This window comes from Fluviicola sp. (genome assembly GCF_039596355.1).
Classification (GTDB): domain Bacteria; phylum Bacteroidota; class Bacteroidia; order Flavobacteriales_D; family Crocinitomicaceae; genus Fluviicola.
The window spans coordinates 1-20261 of the sequence record NZ_JBCNJW010000014.1 but is presented as its reverse complement, the minus strand read 5'-3'; the positions used below and the strand labels follow the sequence as shown (position 1 = coordinate 20261).

At 45.4% G+C, this 20261-nt stretch carries 20 protein-coding genes; 14 read left to right on the top strand and 6 right to left on the bottom strand.

Annotated features, from left to right (window positions below):
- The 3 genes from ABDV94_RS18655 to ABDV94_RS18645 are packed head-to-tail and all read left to right on the top strand — an operon-like array spanning window position 1 to window position 2505.
- Window positions 1–270, top strand: coding sequence for a phosphopantetheine-binding protein (locus tag ABDV94_RS18655; protein ID WP_343748737.1), 270 nt, complete (start codon window positions 1–3; stop codon window positions 268–270).
- Between the two features lie 4 nt (window positions 271–274).
- The gene (locus ABDV94_RS18650; protein WP_343748736.1) at window positions 275–1474 is read left to right on the top strand and encodes a beta-ketoacyl-[acyl-carrier-protein] synthase family protein; all 1200 of its coding nucleotides are present in this window, start codon (window positions 275–277) and stop codon (window positions 1472–1474) included.
- Window positions 1465–2505, top strand: coding sequence for a beta-ketoacyl synthase chain length factor (locus ABDV94_RS18645; RefSeq protein WP_343748735.1), 1041 nt, complete (start codon window positions 1465–1467; stop codon window positions 2503–2505). The genes ABDV94_RS18650 and ABDV94_RS18645 overlap by 10 nt, the downstream gene beginning before the upstream one ends.
- A 292-nt stretch (window positions 2506–2797) precedes the next feature.
- Here ABDV94_RS18645 and ABDV94_RS18640 read toward each other — a convergent pair whose 3' ends face one another.
- The 5 genes from ABDV94_RS18640 to ABDV94_RS18620 form a co-directional block, all read right to left on the bottom strand.
- Window positions 2798–3460 (bottom strand): sterol desaturase family protein, encoded by a 663-nt coding sequence (locus tag ABDV94_RS18640; RefSeq protein WP_343748734.1) that lies wholly within the window; start codon window positions 3458–3460, stop codon window positions 2798–2800.
- A 155-nt stretch (window positions 3461–3615) separates the two neighbouring features.
- The gene (locus ABDV94_RS18635) at window positions 3616–4290 is read right to left on the bottom strand and encodes a uroporphyrinogen-III synthase (RefSeq protein ID WP_343748733.1); all 675 of its coding nucleotides are present in this window, start codon (window positions 4288–4290) and stop codon (window positions 3616–3618) included.
- The gene (gene hemC, locus ABDV94_RS18630; protein WP_343748732.1) at window positions 4265–5176 is read right to left on the bottom strand and encodes a hydroxymethylbilane synthase; all 912 of its coding nucleotides are present in this window, start codon (window positions 5174–5176) and stop codon (window positions 4265–4267) included. Before hemC ends, ABDV94_RS18635 begins: the two co-directional genes overlap by 26 nt.
- A gap of 9 nt (window positions 5177–5185) precedes the next feature.
- Window positions 5186–6412, bottom strand: a complete 1227-nt coding sequence (gene hemA / locus ABDV94_RS18625; protein WP_343748731.1) for a glutamyl-tRNA reductase — start codon at window positions 6410–6412, stop codon at window positions 5186–5188.
- 459 nt (window positions 6413–6871) lie between these two features.
- Window positions 6872–7630 carry a membrane metalloprotease gene (locus ABDV94_RS18620; RefSeq protein ID WP_343748730.1) on the bottom strand — a complete coding sequence of 253 codons (759 nt, stop codon included), beginning with the start codon at window positions 7628–7630 and terminating at the stop codon, window positions 6872–6874.
- A gap of 255 nt (window positions 7631–7885) precedes the next feature.
- Here ABDV94_RS18620 and ABDV94_RS18615 point away from each other — a divergent pair, with 255 nt between their 5' ends.
- Both ABDV94_RS18615 and ABDV94_RS18610 read left to right on the top strand, forming a co-directional pair.
- Window positions 7886–9430 (top strand): acyl-CoA carboxylase subunit beta, encoded by a 1545-nt coding sequence (locus ABDV94_RS18615; RefSeq protein WP_343748729.1) that lies wholly within the window; start codon window positions 7886–7888, stop codon window positions 9428–9430.
- Between the two features lie 141 nt (window positions 9431–9571).
- Complete coding sequence (locus tag ABDV94_RS18610) at window positions 9572–10294, top strand: hypothetical protein (protein ID WP_343748728.1); 723 nt, start codon at window positions 9572–9574, stop codon at window positions 10292–10294.
- A gap of 34 nt (window positions 10295–10328) precedes the next feature.
- Here ABDV94_RS18610 and recJ read toward each other — a convergent pair whose 3' ends face one another.
- Complete coding sequence (gene recJ, locus ABDV94_RS18605) at window positions 10329–12053, bottom strand: single-stranded-DNA-specific exonuclease RecJ (protein ID WP_343748727.1); 1725 nt, start codon at window positions 12051–12053, stop codon at window positions 10329–10331.
- Between the two features lie 89 nt (window positions 12054–12142).
- Here recJ and ABDV94_RS18600 point away from each other — a divergent pair, with 89 nt between their 5' ends.
- The 9 genes from ABDV94_RS18600 to pgk form a co-directional block, all read left to right on the top strand.
- Complete coding sequence (locus ABDV94_RS18600; protein ID WP_343748726.1) at window positions 12143–12787, top strand: hypothetical protein; 645 nt, start codon at window positions 12143–12145, stop codon at window positions 12785–12787.
- A gap of 297 nt (window positions 12788–13084) precedes the next feature.
- Complete coding sequence (gene tatA / locus ABDV94_RS18595; protein ID WP_343748725.1) at window positions 13085–13255, top strand: twin-arginine translocase TatA/TatE family subunit; 171 nt, start codon at window positions 13085–13087, stop codon at window positions 13253–13255.
- A 15-nt stretch (window positions 13256–13270) separates the two neighbouring features.
- Entirely contained in the window at window positions 13271–14677 is a 1407-nt protein-coding gene (gene gatA / locus ABDV94_RS18590; RefSeq protein ID WP_343748724.1) for an Asp-tRNA(Asn)/Glu-tRNA(Gln) amidotransferase subunit GatA, read from the top strand.
- A 15-nt stretch (window positions 14678–14692) separates the two neighbouring features.
- Window positions 14693–16291: a LysM peptidoglycan-binding domain-containing protein gene (locus ABDV94_RS18585; protein ID WP_343748723.1), complete on the top strand. Its 1599-nt coding sequence runs from the start codon at window positions 14693–14695 to the stop codon at window positions 16289–16291.
- 8 nt (window positions 16292–16299) lie between these two features.
- Window positions 16300–17055, top strand: coding sequence for a glycosyltransferase family 2 protein (locus tag ABDV94_RS18580; protein ID WP_343748722.1), 756 nt, complete (start codon window positions 16300–16302; stop codon window positions 17053–17055).
- On the top strand, window positions 17042–18061 hold the full coding sequence (locus ABDV94_RS18575) for a glycosyltransferase family 9 protein (protein WP_343748721.1): 1020 nt from the start codon (window positions 17042–17044) through the stop codon (window positions 18059–18061). The genes ABDV94_RS18580 and ABDV94_RS18575 overlap by 14 nt, the downstream gene beginning before the upstream one ends.
- Window positions 18062–18143: 82 nt before the next feature.
- On the top strand, window positions 18144–18872 hold the full coding sequence (locus ABDV94_RS18570; protein ID WP_343748720.1) for a hypothetical protein: 729 nt from the start codon (window positions 18144–18146) through the stop codon (window positions 18870–18872).
- Between the two features lie 104 nt (window positions 18873–18976).
- The gene (locus ABDV94_RS18565; protein ID WP_343748719.1) at window positions 18977–19780 is read left to right on the top strand and encodes a hypothetical protein; all 804 of its coding nucleotides are present in this window, start codon (window positions 18977–18979) and stop codon (window positions 19778–19780) included.
- Between the two features lie 136 nt (window positions 19781–19916).
- Window positions 19917–20261 (top strand): phosphoglycerate kinase (gene pgk, locus ABDV94_RS18560; protein ID WP_343748718.1); only part of this gene is annotated, 345 nt, incomplete at its 3' end.

Here is a 20261-nt window from a genome sequence, read left to right as displayed (position 1 = left end):
ATGACTACAAACAGAGAAGAATTGATCGTGGAGTTCAAAGAACACCTGATCAAGTATTTGAATTTATTGGATTTAACTCCTGCAGATATTAAAAACGACGAAGTATTATTCGGTGGTGACCTCGGTTTGGATTCCATTGACTCCGTTGAATTAATTGTGTTGCTGGACCGCGAATACGGAATCAAAATCAAGAACCCGACCGAAGGAAGGCAAATTTTGATCGATGTAAATACCATCGTAGATTACATCATCGCGAACCGCACAAAATAACGCTATGAGTGAAATTGTTGTAACAGGAATGGGTGCAATCACGTCAATTGGTTTAACAATTGCTGAGAACCTCCGTTCCCTGCAACAAGAAAACTCAGGAATCAAAAAGGCAAAGCATTTCAAATCCCAGTATGCCGAATCGCTTGTTTTCGGAGAAATAGACCAAAGTGACGAAGAACTGCTCACAGAATTGGGATTGGAGAAAGGAAAGGGCTATACCCGCACCACACTGATTGCAGTAAAAGCATTCCGCGAAGCTGTTGCACATGCCGGGTTAAGCCCGGAAGAAATTGCTTCGGGCAGAACGGCATTTATCAGCTCCAGTACGGTTGGCGGTATGTGCTACACCGATGATCTGTACAGCGACGCCAACCTTCAGGGAACTCCCTCCGAGTATGTGAAAAACTACGAGGGTTCGGATCACGCGTTGCAGATCGTTCGTTTATACAACATGAAGGGAATCACAGACGTGATTAACACGGCCTGTTCTTCTTCCGCCAATGCCATTGCTTTAGGAGCACGCTTACTCGAAACAGGGAAAGCAGACCGCGTCATTGCCGGCGGAAGCGACTGTTTGGCGAAATTTACCGTCAATGGATTCAACTCGCTCCGTATTCTCAGCGAAGAACCCTGCAAACCGTTTGACACGAACCGGGAAGGACTCAGTTTAGGTGAAGCAGCTGCATATGTAGTACTGGAACGAAAAGAAGACGTCACAGATCCGGGGAAAATCCAGGCCGGATTTGCCGGATTCGGAATCTGCAATGATGCCTTCCACCCGTCTGCGACCTCAGATGATGCCCGCGGGCCGCGAATGGCCATGGAACTAGCCTTGAAGCGTGCAGCACTTACTCCTTCGGAAATCGATTACATCAATGCACACGGAACCGGTACTCCCAATAATGATCTAACGGAATCGGTTGCGTTTTCAAAGGTTTTCGAAACGGTTCCACCGTTCAGTTCCACGAAATCCTATGTAGGACACACATTAGCTGCTGCAGGCGTTATTGAAGCTATTTACAGCATCCTCGCCATCCGGAACCAGGAAATCTACCCGAGCCTGAGAGTTCAGGAACCCATCGCGGATTTCCCCTTCAAACCGGTACTCCACTATACACCCGGAACTGCAATCAAACATGTTCTTTCCAATTCCTTCGGTTTTGGTGGAAATTGCACTTCCCTAATCTTTTCAGCATGTATATAAAAGACTTGTATGCTATTTCACCACAGAAAACGCACGACCTTTCCTTTGAGCAGGGCGACTGGCAAGTCTTGAATCAATACATGTACACGGCTCTGGAGCCTTCCTACCAGGATTTAATCCCAAATGCGCAATTACGCCGCATGGGAAAAGCCGTACGTATGGGAATCGGGGTTTCCCTCCCGCTCCTCGCCCGAAATGCAAAACCGGATGGAATTATCTTCGGAACGGCAAACGGCGGACTGGAAGACTGCATCAAGTTCCTCAATCAAATTGTGGAATACAATGAAGGAACGCTCACCCCGACCAATTTTGTGCAAAGCACTCCGAATGCACTTGCAGGGCAAGTAGCACTGCTTTCCGAAAATCAGGGTTACAACATGACACATGTCAACGGATCACTGGCTTTCGAATCAGCCTTGCTGGATGCTTCCTTGTATTTCGATGAACATCAGAACACGCCAAAAAGCCTGTTGCTGGGAGCAGTAGAAGAGATTTCCGATTACAATTACAACATCGACCACCTGGGGAACCGCTTCAAGGAAGAATTGGTTTCCAATAATGATTTATTGCGCTCCCAAACAAATGGTTCGTATTGCGGTGAAGGTTCCGTACAATTTATCCTGAGCAGCAGCCCGGAAAACAGCCTCGCAAAATTCAGTGCATTCAACCAATCATCCAATCTTACGGAAGAAGAAATCACCGATTTTGTGCAATCCTTTCTTGCAGAGCAAAATCTCCAACCGGAGGATATCGACTGCCTGTTACTGGGGAAAAACGGAGATGTCCGCACAGATTCGTGGTACGACAAAGTTCAGACCTGTTTCGGAACTGAAATGCCGCTTGTATTTTTCAAAAAAGCCGTTGGGGAATACCGTACGGTGAGCGCCTTTGCCTCCTACCTTGCTGTTCGTTTACTGAACGGGCAGGCAGGCCATTTAATTGAAAATGGTACAACAGAAAATCCGCGCACCATTTTGATCTATAATCATTTCGACGCTGTAAGACACAGCCTCATCCTCATCCAAAAATGACTTTTTACCTGGCTTGTACCGGAATTTAGAAAACCCCGGTTTTTAAGAAGACTTATCCTGGAATTTGGTTGATATTTAAGTCAGGATCTCCTTTTGAGGTATTTTCACGCAAAAAAAAAAATCTTCGGGTGCTTCATGTGCCCCGTGGTAACAAACCCACTAAGAACACAAAGCACACGAAGATCTCATGTATTTTCCCTAATTAAATCTTGTCAGGCATCCCCGGTTTCAGATATCAAAGAAATCCATATATCCGTGAGACCATTTCCCCTTCGGAACGCAGAACAAGTATTTACTTTTTCAGGATTGTTATGGTTTTTCGTCCTTTTACCGGCATTGTTCTGAATACGATATCCCAGATCGGTGTAGAAACACCGAACGCTTTATCGTGCTGCTGGTAGTGGTGGATGTTGTGATGTCTCCACCAAAAATTGAAACGGGCAGGAGCCGGTTTGCTATGCACCATCCAGTGAATGGTAATATACACCAGGTAACCGATCAAAAATCCGGGCCCGAAAGCAAGTGCAGCACCTCCCATCATCAGGTAGAAAATCACAAGAAACAAACTTGCAATTGCCAAACCAGGCACAGGAGGAAGGATAATCCGATCCTCATCACTCGGATACTGATGGTGGATTCCGTGAAACACATACTGCATTCCCGTATCATACGATGCATCTTTGATTTTGTGATAAACAAAACGGTGCAGCACATATTCGCCCAACGTCCATGTAAAAAACCCAAGAAAGAACAATGAGATCAGGCTAATTGCCGTTCCTTGAAAATAGTACACATAAAACCAGAGCCAGAATGCTGCAAAAATGCTGTACAAAACAATGATGATCCAAAGCTTTGTTTTTGTTAAAACCTCGAGAATCGGGGACTTAAAGAGTTTAGGCGACTTTTCATCAGGATAAACGCGGAATTCATAATTTTCATTAGAAGTTGATTCCATAGAATAGAAATTAGTGAGTATTACTTTTTGAATTTTTCATGTCAATTTTGGCACTCGTTGTTCTATTAACAACACTGCAAAGTTAATCAACTTTAGTAGCGATTGGTTCTAAAACATAACTAAATTTAATCCTTTTAGTTAAAAAAATCTAATTTTTATCCGTTAATTTTTTTCAGAATCTCCAACAACTCGGAATAGGTCGAAGTCCTTAAAACGAATTCCGATTTACCCCCCTGATTTACAATTCGTTGATGTGTCATTTCTCCCCAGGAGATCACCATACCTGTTTCAGGAATTGCATTTATTGCGCTGAAACTATCATAATTTGAGGGACTTGTAAAGATGTAAACAGAAAACTCCTCCGTCAAACGGATCGGGGTTTCAATCGTCCGGTAAACAAGAAGGGGAACACGCTGCGATGGTGGAACAGCCTTTTCGATGGATTTATTGGATTTGGTCGACTGCGGAAAAAGGGCTGTCCGGGTTCCGAGCCACTGATTAAACAAAGCAGCAACTTCTTCCGGGTTTCCGGCATTTTCTCCGACGAAGGAAACGGAAAATCCGGCAGCTTCGATGTGCTTTTTAGTTTCCTCGCCGATACAGGCCAATTCCCGGCCGGGTTTCCAGTTTATTCCCCCGGAAAGGAAAAAATCGAAGGAGCGCGGAGAGGAAAAAAACACCACATCCCCTATTTCCGGCAAGACGAAAGGAACGGGTTCAAAAGAAATAAATGATTTCCGGAGGAAGGAGATCCCGTTTTCCTCACAAAAAGAAACGAAAGGAAGAGATGAGTTGCTTTCCGAACTAAGAAATATACTCTTGATCTTCATCTTCTTCTTCCAGCAATGCCTCCAGCACCACATCAACCATATCCAGGTCGTGCGGGCCTTCAAACTCGAACCACTGAGCCCCCTGCTCCCATTCATGAGCAAAAGCAACCAGCAATCGTCCTTCTTCCGGGCAATACGCTCCCAGCGGAAGCTGGCATCCTCCCTGAAGACGGTTCAGAACCGTTCTTTCCAATGCAATCTGCGACTGAATATCAATGTGGTTCATCGGTTGAATAAAATCGAACAATTCGTTGTCGTTTTCACGAATCTGCAAAGCCAAAACTCCCTGCGCCGGTGCCGGAATGAATTCTTCCGGATCCAGGATCTCTTCATGCATGCCTTTCAAATCGAGCTTCAGGCGGTCCAAGCCAGCCTTTGCCAGTAAAATAGCATCGTATTCGCCATCTACCAATTTTTGCAGACGGGTCGGGACATTTCCTCTCAAATCTTTGATTGCAACATCCGGCCGGAAAGCAACCAGCTGTGCTTTTCTTCTCGCAGAAGAAGTTCCCACAACAGCCTCTTTTTTGAGGTTCCAGAATGAACCGGAATCAACCGCATCCGGGTGAATCAGCAACACGTCTGCCGGGTTTTCCCGCTCGGAAACGGCTGCAATGATCAATCCTTTGGGTGTACTTGTTTCAAGATCTTTATGAGAATGTACCGCCAGGTCAATGGTTTCATCCAGCAAAGCCTGCTCGATCTCCTTGGTAAAGAATCCTTTTCCTTCCAGTTTATCGAAACTTAAATGCTGAATTTGGTCGCCCTGCGTTTTGATGATGGTAATACTTACCTCAGCACCAAGGTCTTCCAATTGTTTTTTAACGTGGTTTGCCTGCCAAAGTGCCAGATCACTTCCGCGTGAGCCGATACGAATTTTTCTCATGAAGTAAAATTACGATTTAAACATGATTTCTTTAGCCATAATCATCGGCATACTCATGTATTTTTTCTCCATGTAGCCCACTACCTTTTCCAGGATTTCCATGGAAGAAGGATCCAGCTGATCCAATTCGTTTTTGAAAATCTCATTGAATGCCGCAGCACGGATATCTTTCACCATCTGCGGAACCGGTCTCATTGCGATTTCAATAGCACGCAGTTTCGCGATATTGCGAAACTCATTGTTTGCTTCTTCGAGAATCTGCTCCACGTGCATCACTTCCTGTGAACGCTCTGCCAGGTGACTGTCTGAAATACGTTGAAGCACTTCGATGGAAATACTTCTTGTAGGAAATGTTGTATGAACATGCTCCGAAATATCATTCGGAAGTGCCAGGTCGATCGTAATTTTCGGATTGGTATCTCCGTTGAGCAATTGCCCGTACAGGTTTTCGTCTATGATCACTTCTTCCGATCCGGTACAGGAAACCAGGATGTCAAAACCACCTTTGTATGCCTGAAGTTCCGAAAGCGGGTATGCTTTTCCGCCAAGTTCCTCTGCTAAAGCAACGGCTTTTTCCAGGGTGCGGTTGAAAATCACAAAATCCGACATCCCATGCTTTTTCAAAAAGCGCAGCATCGCCGTATTGGTAACTCCCGCTCCGATTGCCAGTACACGGGCATTTTTCGGAGCATCCATTCCTACCAAACGCTGGTATGCAATGGAAACTACGGAAACCGGTTTTTGGGAAATTTTTGTTTCGGTATAAACGCGTTTGGCAGTTTCAATCGTGTGGCGGAACAAAATTCGGAGCGTATCTCCTGAAAGTCCCAAATCACGGGATTGCTCATAAGCCTGACGAACCTGCGTAATGATTTCACGCTCCCCGATCACCAGGGAATCAATGGATGCAGCCACGCGAAGTGCATGATTTACCGCTTCCATTTTCGAATAAACGAATGCATTTTCAGCGAAAAAATGCACCTGCTCCGATTCGAATTCCGGGTAAAGCGCTGTGAAAAAATCAAGTAAAAATGCTTCGGAAACCAGTTCATTGGTTACCAAAAAGAATTCAACCCGGTTACAGGTCGACAAGAACATGATTTCATCAATGTGCAACCGTTCTTTTACCACTTGAAAACGGTGCTGCACGGCATCTTGCTCCATATGCAGACGTCCGATTTTGGAAACCTCCAGGTTTCGGTGTGTAAATGCGATTGTGTGCAGTTCCTTAATCACGAATGGTAACTTTCTGGCGTTATATCCGCAAAATTGGGGAACGGGAAGTTCTGAATTGTCAGAAAACTGTCAGGATTGTTAATTTAGAATGGTTATAAACAGTAATCAAGCTAAAATTGAAAAGTGAGAAGTTAAAAAAGAAGGATTCGAGGGTTTTATAAACGGTTATTTTTTAGCATTTTAAATAGAAATTAAACCCGAAAAGAATGCGACGGAACAAGTTTATTGGATTGAATCAATACGAGGCTCTCTGCATGACGAATCTCTTCAATTAATGCGCATCCTCAGCACAATCATTATTACATCCAAAGCAACTCTTGAAAAGGAATCAGCTCGATAATTACTCATTATGAATTCCAAATTACAAGACTCAGATCATGCTTCGACTCCGCTCAGCATTCCTCTTAATTTCTCAATTGTAATTTCTCCCTTTTAACTTTTCAATTTTAACTTAAAAAGTCATTTCCCTCCATTCTCCTGCAGATCCTTGATACAATTTGCATCCAGCCCAGGAATCGGAGCGTTTCCAATCAAATTGGAGAAAATGGATCCGGTTTCTGCTTCCCAGTACATGAGGCAGTCCTGGTTATCGCAATGAGCACCGTGCGCAGAATCCTGGTGTGCATGATACATTGTGGAGCCGTTATTGACCAATCCGAGGATGTGTCCGAATTCGTGGTTGATCACCACCGTTTCGAGTTTGTACAATTCCGGTTCGCCGAATCCGCCCGAGTTATCCTGCAGCGATTTCTCATAAATCACCATGGAAGTGTTGTAATAAGCCTGGCCCACGACCATACTCGAGCCCTGGTTTTCGCTTGAAGGTCCGTCGAGGAACAAAAAGTACACTGCGAGGTCTTTTTTATACGTGAACTCCTGGCGCGTGTCGTCTTCAATCGCCCGGACATCACTGATCGAATAGGACGTTTTTCCCTGCGCGGCAATTTCATGATATGTAAATGTAATTCCATCCGGTTTGTTGCAGTACTGGTTGATCATTGCCTGCAGGTTGTTCATTGCGGCATCCGTCGGTTTGTAACCCGTCATGTAGACAATCTCAACGGTAATTGACTGATACTTCTTGTCCGACAAAATATCGTGAGCGGAAGACCCTACCTCCTGCCGGTGAAATTTTTCAATGCGGCGTTTGCTGTCTTTTTTACATCCAGAAAAGGCAACAAAAGCGGCAACTAACAGAAACAAATTAAAATGGCGCATAAACGATCGTTCTTTTGCCTAAGATAATATTTTCCGGATGAGTAAAACAAGAGCCGAAGCGAAATAAATCAACGAACTATAGTAAATTAGTAATTTCGTTGAAAACACCATTTAAACCACTGGTTATCAAATATAATTACAACATAAATCAACCCTGAAAACCGGGTTTTTACGCTGAGAATGCCTCTCTGCGTTATTGCGAAAAACTGATTTATGTCCCGAAAGTGTATCTTTGGTCTCCACAAACCTTTTTTCATGAAAGAAAAGAATGCTGAACTGATTCAAAAACGGGAAGCCGCTCATTTGGGTGGAGGACAGGCCCGCATTGATAAACAACATGCTCAGGGAAAATTGAGCGCACGTGAACGTATCACTTTATTATTGGACGAAGGCTCATTCCAGGAAATCGGGATGTTTGTGGAACACCGGGCAACTTCTTTCGGACTGGAAAAAACCAAAAGCCCGGGAGACGGTGTTGTAACCGGATTCGGAACCATCCACGGAAGAATTGTGTATGTATTCTCACAGGATTTCACCGTATTGGGAGGTTCTCTTTCCGAAACACACGCTCAGAAAATTTGCAAAGTACTGGATTTGGCGATGAAAAACGGTGCTCCTGTAATCGGGTTGAATGATTCCGGTGGTGCACGCATCCAGGAGGGAGTTGTTTCCCTAGCCGGTTATGCCGATATTTTCTACCGAAACACACGTGCTTCCGGAGCAATTCCGCAAATTTCAGTGATCATGGGACCCTGTGCCGGAGGAGCCGTTTATTCTCCTGCCCTGACGGATTTTGTTTTCATGGTGGAAGACACTTCCTACATGTTCGTAACCGGACCTAACGTCGTAAAAACGGTAACACACGAAGAAGTCAGTTCGGAAGACCTGGGTGGTGCAAAAGCTCACGCAGAAAAATCCGGGGTAACACACTTCACCGCAGCAAACGATGTAGAATGTCTGCGCAAGGTTCGCGAGTTGTTGACATACATGCCGCAAAATGCCATGGAACTGGCTCCGCAATTCGGTACGGCTTTGTTTGCAAAAGAAAAGCTGAACCGCATTCAGAACATTGTTCCGGAAAACTCCAACCTGCCATACGATATCCGCGAAGTCATCGATTGTTTGATTGACGACGATACCTTCCGCGAAGTACAACCGGATTTCGCAACAAATATTGTCGTTGGTTTTGCACGTCTGGACGGCAGATCAATCGGGATCATCGCGAACCAACCGTCATCCATGGCCGGAGTTTTGGATATCGATTCTTCCCGCAAAGGAGCACGTTTCGTACGTTTCTGTGATTCGTTCAATATTCCGTTACTGGTATTGGAAGACGTACCTGGATTCCTTCCGGGAACAGACCAGGAATGGCGCGGAATCATCACGCACGGAGCAAAATTGCTTTATGCATTCTCCGAAGCTACCGTTCCGAGAATCACGGTCATCACCCGTAAAGCATACGGAGGTGCATTCGACGTCATGAACTCCAAGAATATCGGTGCTGATTTGAACTACGCATGGCCGACAGCCGAAATCGCTGTAATGGGTGCAAAAGGAGCTGCGGAAATCATTTTCAAATCCGAGATTGCTGCTGCAGAAGACAAGGACGCAAAATGGAAAGAAAAAGAAGCGGAATATGCCGACATGTTCGCAAATCCATACCGCGCAGCTGAAAGAGGTTTCGTAGATGCAGTTATTCTTCCGGAAGAAACGCGCGCAACGCTGATTGCAGCATTCAAATCCCTGGAGAAAAAATCAGAGACGCTTCCGAAGAAAAAACACGGGAACATTCCTCTATAATTGAAAAGTTAAAAGTGAGAATGGAGAAGGAAAATCACCTTTTCGCTCAAACAAAATATCATTACTTTAGGGCTGGAATCAATTCCAGCCTTTTTGTTTTTTATGCGGCTACACAAATCACTTGTCATTCAAATTTTCCTGTTGGCTGTTCTGCTATTTTGGAACGTACTCATTGGTTTGCGCTCCGGTGGGAATTGGGTGACTGCGACGGCACTGTTTTCCGCTCTGGCACTCCTGATTTTAATTCCATTCGGAGCCGCAGCCAAAAACAAAGACGATTGGGATGATTTCTTTTCCGTATTCATCCTGGCTCTTTATCCGCTTCATTCTTATTACCTCATCAACGAATTACATTCCGGATTGCTTTATTCCTATCAAACAGACGTGATGATCTTCTTGTGGGTTCCGTATCTGTTTCAAAGTCTGATCGTAATAAATTACGTGTATGTATTTTTGACCGATTATTATCGTCAATACGCCTTTTACGGAATCACATCTCTTTCCGTATTGAATCATGGGTTGGTGATTGGTTCATTGACAGTGATCATCATAAACTCCATTCAATACCAGTCAGATAAATCACTTCTAAACGAATTGATTGCACGGGAAATCAAACCACAATCCATACATATTTCGGAATCTCCCAAAAATTTCTTCCCGCACCTGTCTGTCAACTATTCAACGATTGCTTTAAAACCAAATGGCTCCAAAGGGTTTCTCCTGCCGATCAGGGATCGGGTGATGATGGAATACCAGGGAGATCTCTTCGAATCAAACTCCATAGAAAAGAAAGCTTTCAGCAATGAACTGCTTTTCAAATCTCCGAAAGACACTTTCGTTGTGGAGATCATCCAATCGTTTTAACCTCCTTTTCAATTTTCACATTTTCAATGATCCATTAAAGTGTTTCCCGGATATCCCGCACCTGGATTTGAAGCGTTGTTTGATCGTTCCACGTATTGGTTTCCAGCGTAAATGCGCAGTCAAAGGCGCAACCTGAGGCAATTAAATCGGCCTTATCTGCCATACTGAACCCGATTGCCGACAGGCGGATGCCGCTTGCCGGATCAACCAGGTCAAATTTCACATGTGCTCCTTTCAAAATCCGTTGTTTATCCGCGTACACATTCCGGACGCAAAAGACCGGTTTGTCATTTCCCGGGCCAAACGGTTCCATTTGTTCCAGCATGCGATACAGTCTTGGAATCTGAAAAGCCGATTCTCCCGCCAGGAACAAATCCGAAGGCGCAATTTCCAGATCGATGACTAATTCGTCCAGCTCATCCAAAGGACGGATGTGTTTTTGCACGTAAGCATCAAAATGTTCTCTAAAGGGTACAACATTTTCCAACGGCAGGGACAATCCCGCAGCATGCTGGTGCCCCCCGAACTGCGTCAATAAATGCCCGCAGGCAGTAATCGCATCGTACACGTTGAAACCCTGAACGGAACGGGCTGAACCTGTTGCTTCGCCTTTGTTCTCCGTGAGCACGATCGTTGGGCGGTAATGATGTTCAATTAGTCGGGAAGCGACAATTCCGACGACTCCTTTGTGCCAGTCGGACTGAAACACCACGGTTGATTTCCGGCTTGAAAATAATTCGTCCTGCGCAATCAGTTCCAGTGCTTCTTCGGTTGTCTGCGCATCCAGCATGCGGCGCTCCGAATTGTATTCATCGATTTCTGCCGCAATTTTCTTCGCTTCTTGTTTCGTTTCTGCCAGCAAAAGCTCTACCGCCCTGGAACCGCTCTTCAAACGACCTGCCGCATTGATGCGTGGCGCAATGGTAAAAACCACGTTCGACAAATCCAGCGGAAATGAACGCTGTGCCTGTTCCACCAAAGCAGCTACCCCGATCCGCGGATTTTCATTCATGCGCTGAATGCCATGTTTGCACAAAACCCGGTTTTCTCCCGTTACCGGAACAATATCCGCCCCGATCGCGATCGCTGTCAGGTCGAGGTAATCAAACAATTCCTTTTCATTTCGACCGGTTTTCGCGTACCAGGCCTGCAACAGTTTAAAACCTACTCCACAACCGCACAGTTCCTTGAACGGATAGGTGCATGCTTCCTGTTTCGGGTCCAGGACAATGCAATCCGGGATTTCAGGCCCCGGAGTATGGTGATCACAAATAATAATATCCAGTCCCTTTTCTTTTGCATACCGCACTTTATCCACTTCTTTGATCCCGCAGTCGAGCGCAATCAGTAAACTGCAATCGTTATCCAACGCATAATCAATTCCCTTATACGACAAACCGTAGCCTTCCTCGTAGCGATCCGGAATATAGAAATCAATCGGTGCGAGGTCTTTCAAAACGCTGTAAACCAATGCCACGGAAGTGGTTCCGTCCACATCGTAATCCCCGAAAATCAATATCCGCTGTCCTTCCCGAACCGCCAAATCCAATCGTTCGACCGCAGCCTGCATGTTCAGCATCAAAAACGGATCGTGCAAACTGCTCAATTCCGGGGTAAAAAATGAACGAATCTGCGGAAGAGATGTAAGATTTCTTTGAATTAGCAGGGAAGCCATAATCGGACTCACTTTCAGATCGTTTACCAGATCGCGGATAGTCTCAGAAGTTGGTCTCTGTTTGATAAACCAGCGTTTTTGCATAAATTTTGTTTAAAATTGTAATACAGATGCTCTTGATAGCTTATTACTTCATTTGCTCTTATCAAAGCGTCACTTTTCTTATATAAGTTATGAAAAAAGTTCTTCTTCTTTTTACCCTTTTTGTTCATTTATCCGGATTTTCTCAAAAAACCGTTCAGTTTTCAGACCCGCTTCCTTTCGGAAGCGCTTCTCAGACCAGCACGGATAAAATTCACTTTGGAAAATACAAAAGTAGCGATTCACAAACGACTTATGTGATCGATGAAAAAGGGATTTCCATCGTAACGGTAGCGATTGCGAGCATCAGCCGGGAGCAGGTGCGCGAATCTTCCAAACTGCAGGTCAGAGGAAATTACCTCTTCGGAGTCAAAGCCAACGATTCACTTCCATGCGTGCTTGAAGGTGAAAATTACTATTACGGGATTGAGTCGAAGCTGATGATTGCCGGGGAAGGTTCACTGAACACGCTTACAAAACTCAGTGCAAACAAGTATGTGATCAATTTTCATGAAGGATCTTATTTCGAGCCGAGCCTGGTCACGTTTGCAGGTGGTACGATGACGATCATCCACAGCGAACTGAAGTATCAGCCGCTCTTTGAATCCATCCTGCAGGTGAGCACCATTACGCGGTACGGTTCGGAAGTGGCGATTCTCGCACCTACCTTCGAGCAATGGGAACGATTGGAAAAGGCTTTGTTTACGGGCACAAAACTGGTTTACACCCGGGAATAAGCAGCCGGATTCTTGCACGGTAATAATCGAAACAAGCAGTGTGACGATGCCTGTTTTCCATTGATTGGAAGAATAACAATTTAGCCTGTTCAAAAGTTCAAAAAGGTTCAATTGGAACTTTTCAACTTTTGAACTCTTTCAACTTGATCAGGAGAAACAAAACCTCCAAATCACCCGGATTTCCGGGCAAAACATTTGCCAAAAAACCTTAAGAATTTGGAGCAAAACCAGACGCCCTGCATTTTTAACAGAAAACATATCCGATATTTCCTTAATTTTGCCACAAATTAGGAAGTTATGAAATTAGGTGCAACAGAAATTATTTTAATCCTCGTAGTGGTTCTTTTATTGTTTGGTGGTAAAAAAATTCCCGAACTGATGAAAGGTCTTGGAAAAGGAATTAAGGAATTCAAAGATGCCAGCAAAGGCGAAGAGGGTTCTACTCCAACTACAGAAGAGAAAAAATAGTTCAATCCATTTTACATGTATAAAACATTTTCGGAAGTTAAAGTTGCACTCTCCGCAGGAAAGACTGTGGAGAGTATCGTACGTTCATACCTGGACCAGATCGAGAAACACAAAGATCTGAATGCCTTTTTGGAAGTCTTTTCAGAAAGTGTCATCAGTCAGGCACAGGCAGTGGATCAAAAACGTGCATCCGGAAATGCCGGCAGACTGGCAGGAATGGTTATCGGGTTAAAAGATAACATCTGCTATAAAGGTCATGCCGTGAGTGCCAGTTCCAAAATACTGGCTGGTTTTGAATCACTCTATTCGGCTACGGTTGTTGAACGACTGCTTGCCGAAGATGCGGTGATCATCGGTCGTTTGAATTGCGATGAATTTGCCATGGGAAGTTCCAATGAAAATTCCGCATTCGGACCGGTGAAAAACAACCTGCGTCCGACGCACGTTCCGGGAGGTTCTTCCGGAGGTTCTGCGGTGGCGGTTTCAGCAGGATTGTGTACCGTTGCGCTCGGATCCGACACAGGAGGTTCGATCAGACAACCGGCTTCCTTCACGGGAACGGTGGGTCTGAAACCGACTTACGGTCGTGTGAGCCGCTACGGATTGATCGCATATGCATCCTCTTTCGACCAGATCGGGCCTTTTGCCAATAACCTGGAAGATGCTGTTCTGGTCATGGAAATCATGGCCGGAAAAGATCCGAAAGACGGAACAAGTTCTTCCAAACCGCTTGGTTTCTCAACAGAGATTCCAGCTGCCGGCACCAAGAAGATCGCTTATCTGAATGAGGCGCTTGAAAATGAAAGCGTAGACCCGGAAGTACGCAGCATGATGGAAAAAACCATCGATGAACTGCGTTCCAAAGGACATACTGTTGAGGGAGTGAGTTTTCCATACCTGGAATACCTCGTTCCGACCTATTACGTTTTGACAACTGCGGAAGCATCTTCCAATCTTTCCCGGTTCGACGGTGTTCACTACGGCTATCAGTCTCCACAAGCCAAAGGTGTTGAAGAAACATACACCCTTTCCCGTTCCGAAGGTTTCGGAGAAGAAGTGAAAAGACGCATCATGGCCGGTACTTTCGTACTGTCTCACGGTTATTACGATGCATACTACACGAAGGGAATGAAGGTGAGACGCGTGTTGAAAAACAAAACCAAAGAGATTTTCAGCGCGTATGATCTGATGATCTTACCAACGACTCCATCTACCGCATTTGAATTCGGTTCCATCAATGACCCGATTCAGATGTATCTCCAGGATATTTTTACTGTTCATGCAAACTTGACAGGAAATCCGGCTATTTCTATTCCAAACGGAATGCACAGCAACGGACTTCCATTGAGCCTGCAGATCATGGCTGACGATTTCAATGAAGAAGCGCTTTTCTCATTGGCAGATCAGATCATGAACCATTAAAACCCTTATTTGCCTATGAAACGATTCGGATTAATCCTTCTGTTACTTTTTATTTGTTTGAATTCCGGAGCCTTATTTGCTCAACGCAAGCAAAAACCGCCCGTAAAAGACACCGTATCAGGAGAAGCGTTCATCCGAATTGTGGATCAAAGTCTGAATCTTTACTACACGGACTTTGCAAAGGGTTTAAACTACGATTCCATTATCGATGCATTGGATTACGAAGCGGGAACCGTTCCGGTTTTTACGGACGAAGATTACTGCAAGCAACTCGCAAAGCTGAATCAAACGTCTTCTTTCGGGTTCGACTGTAACAATGTTTCCCTTTCGACCATTAAATTCTTTGCTCAAAACCGTAGAAATTTTGCCCGCGTCGTATTGGGCCGTTCGCGTTTGTACTTCGACTTGTATGAAGAAAAACTGGCTGAATACGGGCTTCCACTCGAATTGAAATACCTTTCCGTGATTGAAAGCGGTTTGCGTCCGCAAGTGAAATCCCGCGCAGGAGCACTCGGTTTGTGGCAGTTCATGTACGCAACCGGAAAACAATACGGATTAAAAGAAGATTCGTATATCGACGAACGCATGGATCCGGTGAAAGCAACCGATGCGGCGTGCCGTTACCTGAAAAAACTCTATGACATTTACGGCGACTGGAATCTGGCTCTCGCGGCTTACAACGCAGGCCCGGGGAATGTCAACAAGGCTATCCGCCGCTCAGGAGGAAAAAGAACGTATTGGGAAGTAAGACCTTACCTTCCCCGGGAAACTCAAGGGTATGTTCCGAACTTCATTGCGGCGACTTACTTGTTGACCTATCATGCGGAGCACAACCTGCTTCCGGTTGAACCGAAAATTCATTATTACCAGCTCGACACCTTGTGTTTGAATCGCGGAATACACATGCAAACGATTGAAAAGATTGTTTCGTGGCCTGTGGAAGACATTCAGAGTCTGAATCCGGTGTATAAAACGTCTTACATTCCTCCTACGCTTCCACGACAGTGTTTGACCGGCCCGCTGGAAAAAATCGGTCTGCTGGTGAGCCTGGAAGATTCGCTTTATGCATTGGAACAACGGATTTATGGTTCCGGAGGATTTAAAAATCCGCTTCCGACCGATGTGGCTGTGGATGCCGAAAACGACCAGCTGGTCGTTTCTAACCCGGTAAACAGCAAAATCGACGTTCCTAAAACCAAGGTTGTCACGACCATCAACTACACCTATCACAAGGTGAAATCGGGGGAAAGCCTCGGAAGCATTGCCGCACAGTACAACGTGGCCATCCAGGACCTGATGAACTGGAACGATCTGACCAGTGCGCGCATTGTAGTTGGTGATCTGCTGAAAATCCAGACCAAGGTCAGCACCACGGTTGAAAATGAAGAGTATACTGAAGCCGTTAAGGACAGCGTTGAGAATGCCAATACGGTTAAAACACCAACTCCTGCACCTACTCCGGTAGTTGCAAAAAAATACTATACCATTCGCAGCGGAGATACGTTCTCCCGCATTGCATCGAAACACGGAGTGACGATCGGACAACTGCAACGCCTGAATCCGGGTGTTTCTGCAAGCCGTATTCGTGCCGGACAGCGCCTGCGCGTTAAATAAGATCCGCTATGAACTCGCTTGCGGTTGTCATCATTACCCTCAATGAGGAGCGAAACATCGAACGCTGCCTGAAATCCATCCGCGATCTGGCAGATGAAGTGATTGTGCTGGATGCTTTTTCAACGGACCGGACTCCGGAAATTTGTGCGACCTATTCCGTGCGTTTTGAACAACGCGCCTGGGAAGGATATGCCGCCAGTAAGAATTACCTCAACAGTCTCGCCACTTCCGATTACATCCTTTCCCTGGATGCCGACGAAGCATTGAGCACCGAACTTTACGAAGAAATCAAAGCGGAAAAAGCAGCCGGTTTTCAGGGAACGTATTGCGTGAACCGCCTGACGAACTACATGGGAAAATGGATCCGTCACAGCGGCTGGTTTCCCGATGTGAAACCGCGTCTGTTTCCCAAAGCAGGTTCCTACTGGTCGGGCGAATATGTGCACGAAGAATTGGTTTACCCGGCGTGTGAGCTCCAGACATTCAAAGGCGTTCTTGCCCATTATTCGTACTATTCCTACGAGGATCACCGGGCACGTGCCGACAAGTATTCCCTGCTGACTGCGAAGAAGTTTCACGCACGGGGGAAAAAAGTGGGGCCGCTGAAACCATATATCAGCGCCCTGGGTCGTTTTATTGCCATGTATTTTATTAAATTAGGGTTTCTGGATGGCTGGAAAGGGTTTAAGATTGCTCAAATCAGCGCACAATCCAACGTTTTAAAATACCAGGAACTAAGAAGACTGAATCGTGAAGGAAAATAAAGATTGGAACGGAAAACACATTGCAATCAGTCGTGCAGACAGCATCGGTGATGTACTACTCACCCTCCCCGTAACAGCCTGGCTGAAGGAACAGTTTCCATCCTGCCGGATTACCTTTTTTTGCAGAAGCTATACCGCTCCGATTGTCAAATATTACGCAGCGGTGGATGATATCGTGAAAACGGACGATTTATTCACACTTCCCAAAAAAGAGCAGGTTGATGCCATTGAAAATCTCGGAATTGATGCCGTTGTGCACGTTTTTCCGAAGAAAGAACTGGCAAAACTGTTTAAAAAAGCACTGGTTCCAACCCGAATCGGGACTTCTCACCGTTTGTTTCATTTAAATACCTGTAACATCCGTTTAGATTTTACACGGAAAAATTCTCCGCTTCACGAGGCTCAATTGAATTTTGAATTGATGAGACCCTTTGGTTTGCCGGAGATTCCTTCCTTTGAAGCAGTAAACCGCTATACTTCCGAATTCACGATTGAAAAACAGGAATTGCCAAAGGCTTTCGAAGCACTTTTAGCAGAAAAGTACATTATTCTGCATCCGAAATCCCAGGGAAGTGCCCGCGAGTGGCCAATTGAGAAATACTTCGACCTGGCAGAGCAATTAATCGTAAACGGTTACGATGTGATTTTCACCGGAACGGAAGCAGAAGGAAAACTCTTCCGGAAAAAAATTCCGGATCACGACAAATGCCACGATTCGACCGGGAAACTGAGCATCGACCAATTGATCTGGCTGATCAAAAATGCTTCGGGATTGGTTGCCTGCAGTACCGGCCCGCTTCACATCGCCGGATTTTTGGATGTCAAAGCCGTAGGTTTGTTTTCTCCCAGAATCCCGATTCATCCCGGAAGATGGAGACCGCTTGGAAATCATTCCACAACGCTTGTCTTCAACCCGGAATGCCCTATATGTAAAGCCAAAAAAGACTGTGACTGCATTTCCGACATTTCTGTAGAAGCAGTTCTTCAAACCCTCATTTCCCGTTGACATGAAGCAGGTTCTCCCACTGATATTGTACACAAATCTTTGGGTTGCCTCTTGTTTCGCGACACTGGTTTTCGGGGTTTGCATGCATTTTCACATAGCTCGTCCCTGGGAATATACCTGCTTCGGTTTCACCGGGATCCTGGCCGCCTACCAGTTGCACCGCTTTTTACGAATTCATCAATTCAAAACGCATATCAGTACCAACCGCCGTTTGGCATGGATGCTCAAAAACAAGCGGTTTCTGCAGGTTTTGTTCGTAATTTCCTCCCTTTCCTGCGGGTATTTGTTTTTAACACTCGCCACCAGTATCAAACACTGGATATTTGCCGGAATCTGCGGCCTCATCGTCCTACTCTATGCTTTTCCGCTTCCCGGAATCCACAAAGGCATCCGGAGCATTCCGTTTATCAAAATCCTCCTGATTTCCGCTACCTGGGCATTGATCTGTTATTTCCCGTTCATCAGCTCGCACCAGCCCGTTCCATGGTGGCTTATCCTGAGTATTGCGCTGACGACATTCATCCAGATCATTCCTTTCGACATCCGCGATCTTCCGGTAGACGACGCCTCTATGCATACCATTCCACAACTGCTTGGTGTACCTAAAAGCATAGTCCTCGGGATCGTTCTCATCACAGCACAGGCGTTATCTCTTCCCTTCAAATTAGGTTTTCATCCGTTTCTCCTGCTTTTCTGGGGCTCTTCCGTATTGGGATTTTTGATCCCGGTTTCCGGGAAAACACTGCTGTTCCTGGAGTTTTTATGGGAAATTCCTCTCCTGTTTATGGGCTTGTTTTTACTGGCCAGTTAATACTGGAAACCGGATGAATTTTCTTTTTTAATCATCATTTAACACATTCTTCGGAAACAAAATGGCCGGTTGAAGTACTTTTGGAAGGTAAAAAAAATTCCACTATGAAAAAATTAGCTACTTATGCAGCAGCACTTTTGCTGACAGGAATGAGCACTTCTTTTGCTCAAAACAACGCGCAACAGGATCTGGATAATGCGATCCAAACCGCCGAAAACATCCCGCAAGACGTTCAAAACGCTTCAAATGCAATCGACCGGCTTGTTTTTGAATTAAATATCAGCGGTACACCGGATGCGCAGGTGTTTTACAACGATTTGTTTGTGTTGGTGAACCACATTCAAAACAATGCAGACGACATCGACTACTTTGTAGGATTGGCTCAGAATGAAAGCACGGTTCCGTTTTCGACCACTTCCGTGAATCAGCTGACAGCGCAATTGGTTGTATTGAACGACGATGTGATCACCCTGACGAATGACATCAAAGATGCGGTAGTTGAAAACCGCTACAACGATGCGAATTCGCTGATTCCGGCACTCCGCGCTGCCATTGCAGGTCAGTCTGATGTTTCGGATAACATCCTCTCTGAAATCGAATCCATCAAGGGAATTACAACGATTTACAGCGTAGAAATCCGCCTGGTAGATGCTCAGGGACAACCGACTTCTACCAATGATTTGAACGGATATTATGCTTACAATCAGGCGACAGGAGAATACCTGTACCCGGCGGAAGATGGTCACGGTTACCCGACTGATGTGTTCTATTTACCGGCAGGAACTTACACCTTTGATTCATTCAACGGACACTGGAGCGGAACAAGTTCCAATACCGTAACGCTTTCCAATGCATTGGTGAACGAAGACGGAGTGATCATTGTTGATTTGGTTCTTTGGTCTGAATAAAAAACGGGGTTGATTCAAAATCGACCGGAAAAAGGCGACAGATTTCTGCCGCCTTTTTCATTTTTTAGCGGTCCGAATCCGAATTTGCCATTTCCGATCTTTAACCTAACTTTGCCTGCAAATTAAGATTCCATTAATGGCAACAATAGCAACTTACGATTTTCAAAACAAGCGCGCTTTGGTGCGTGTAGATTTCAATGTTCCGTTGAACAAGGAAACATTGGAAGTAACTGATGACACACGGATTCGCGCAGCATTACCGACAATCAAACACATTTTGGAGAATGGCGGAAGTGTGGTTTTGATGTCCCACCTCGGAAGACCGAAGGAAGGGCCGGAAGACAAGTATTCTTTGAGACACATTTCCGGGAGAATTGAAAGCCTGCTGGGGAAATCCATCAAATTTGCTTCTGACTGCATCGGTGCAAGTGCCTTTGAAATGAGTGCTAACCTGAAGCCGGGAGACTTGGATGCACACCAT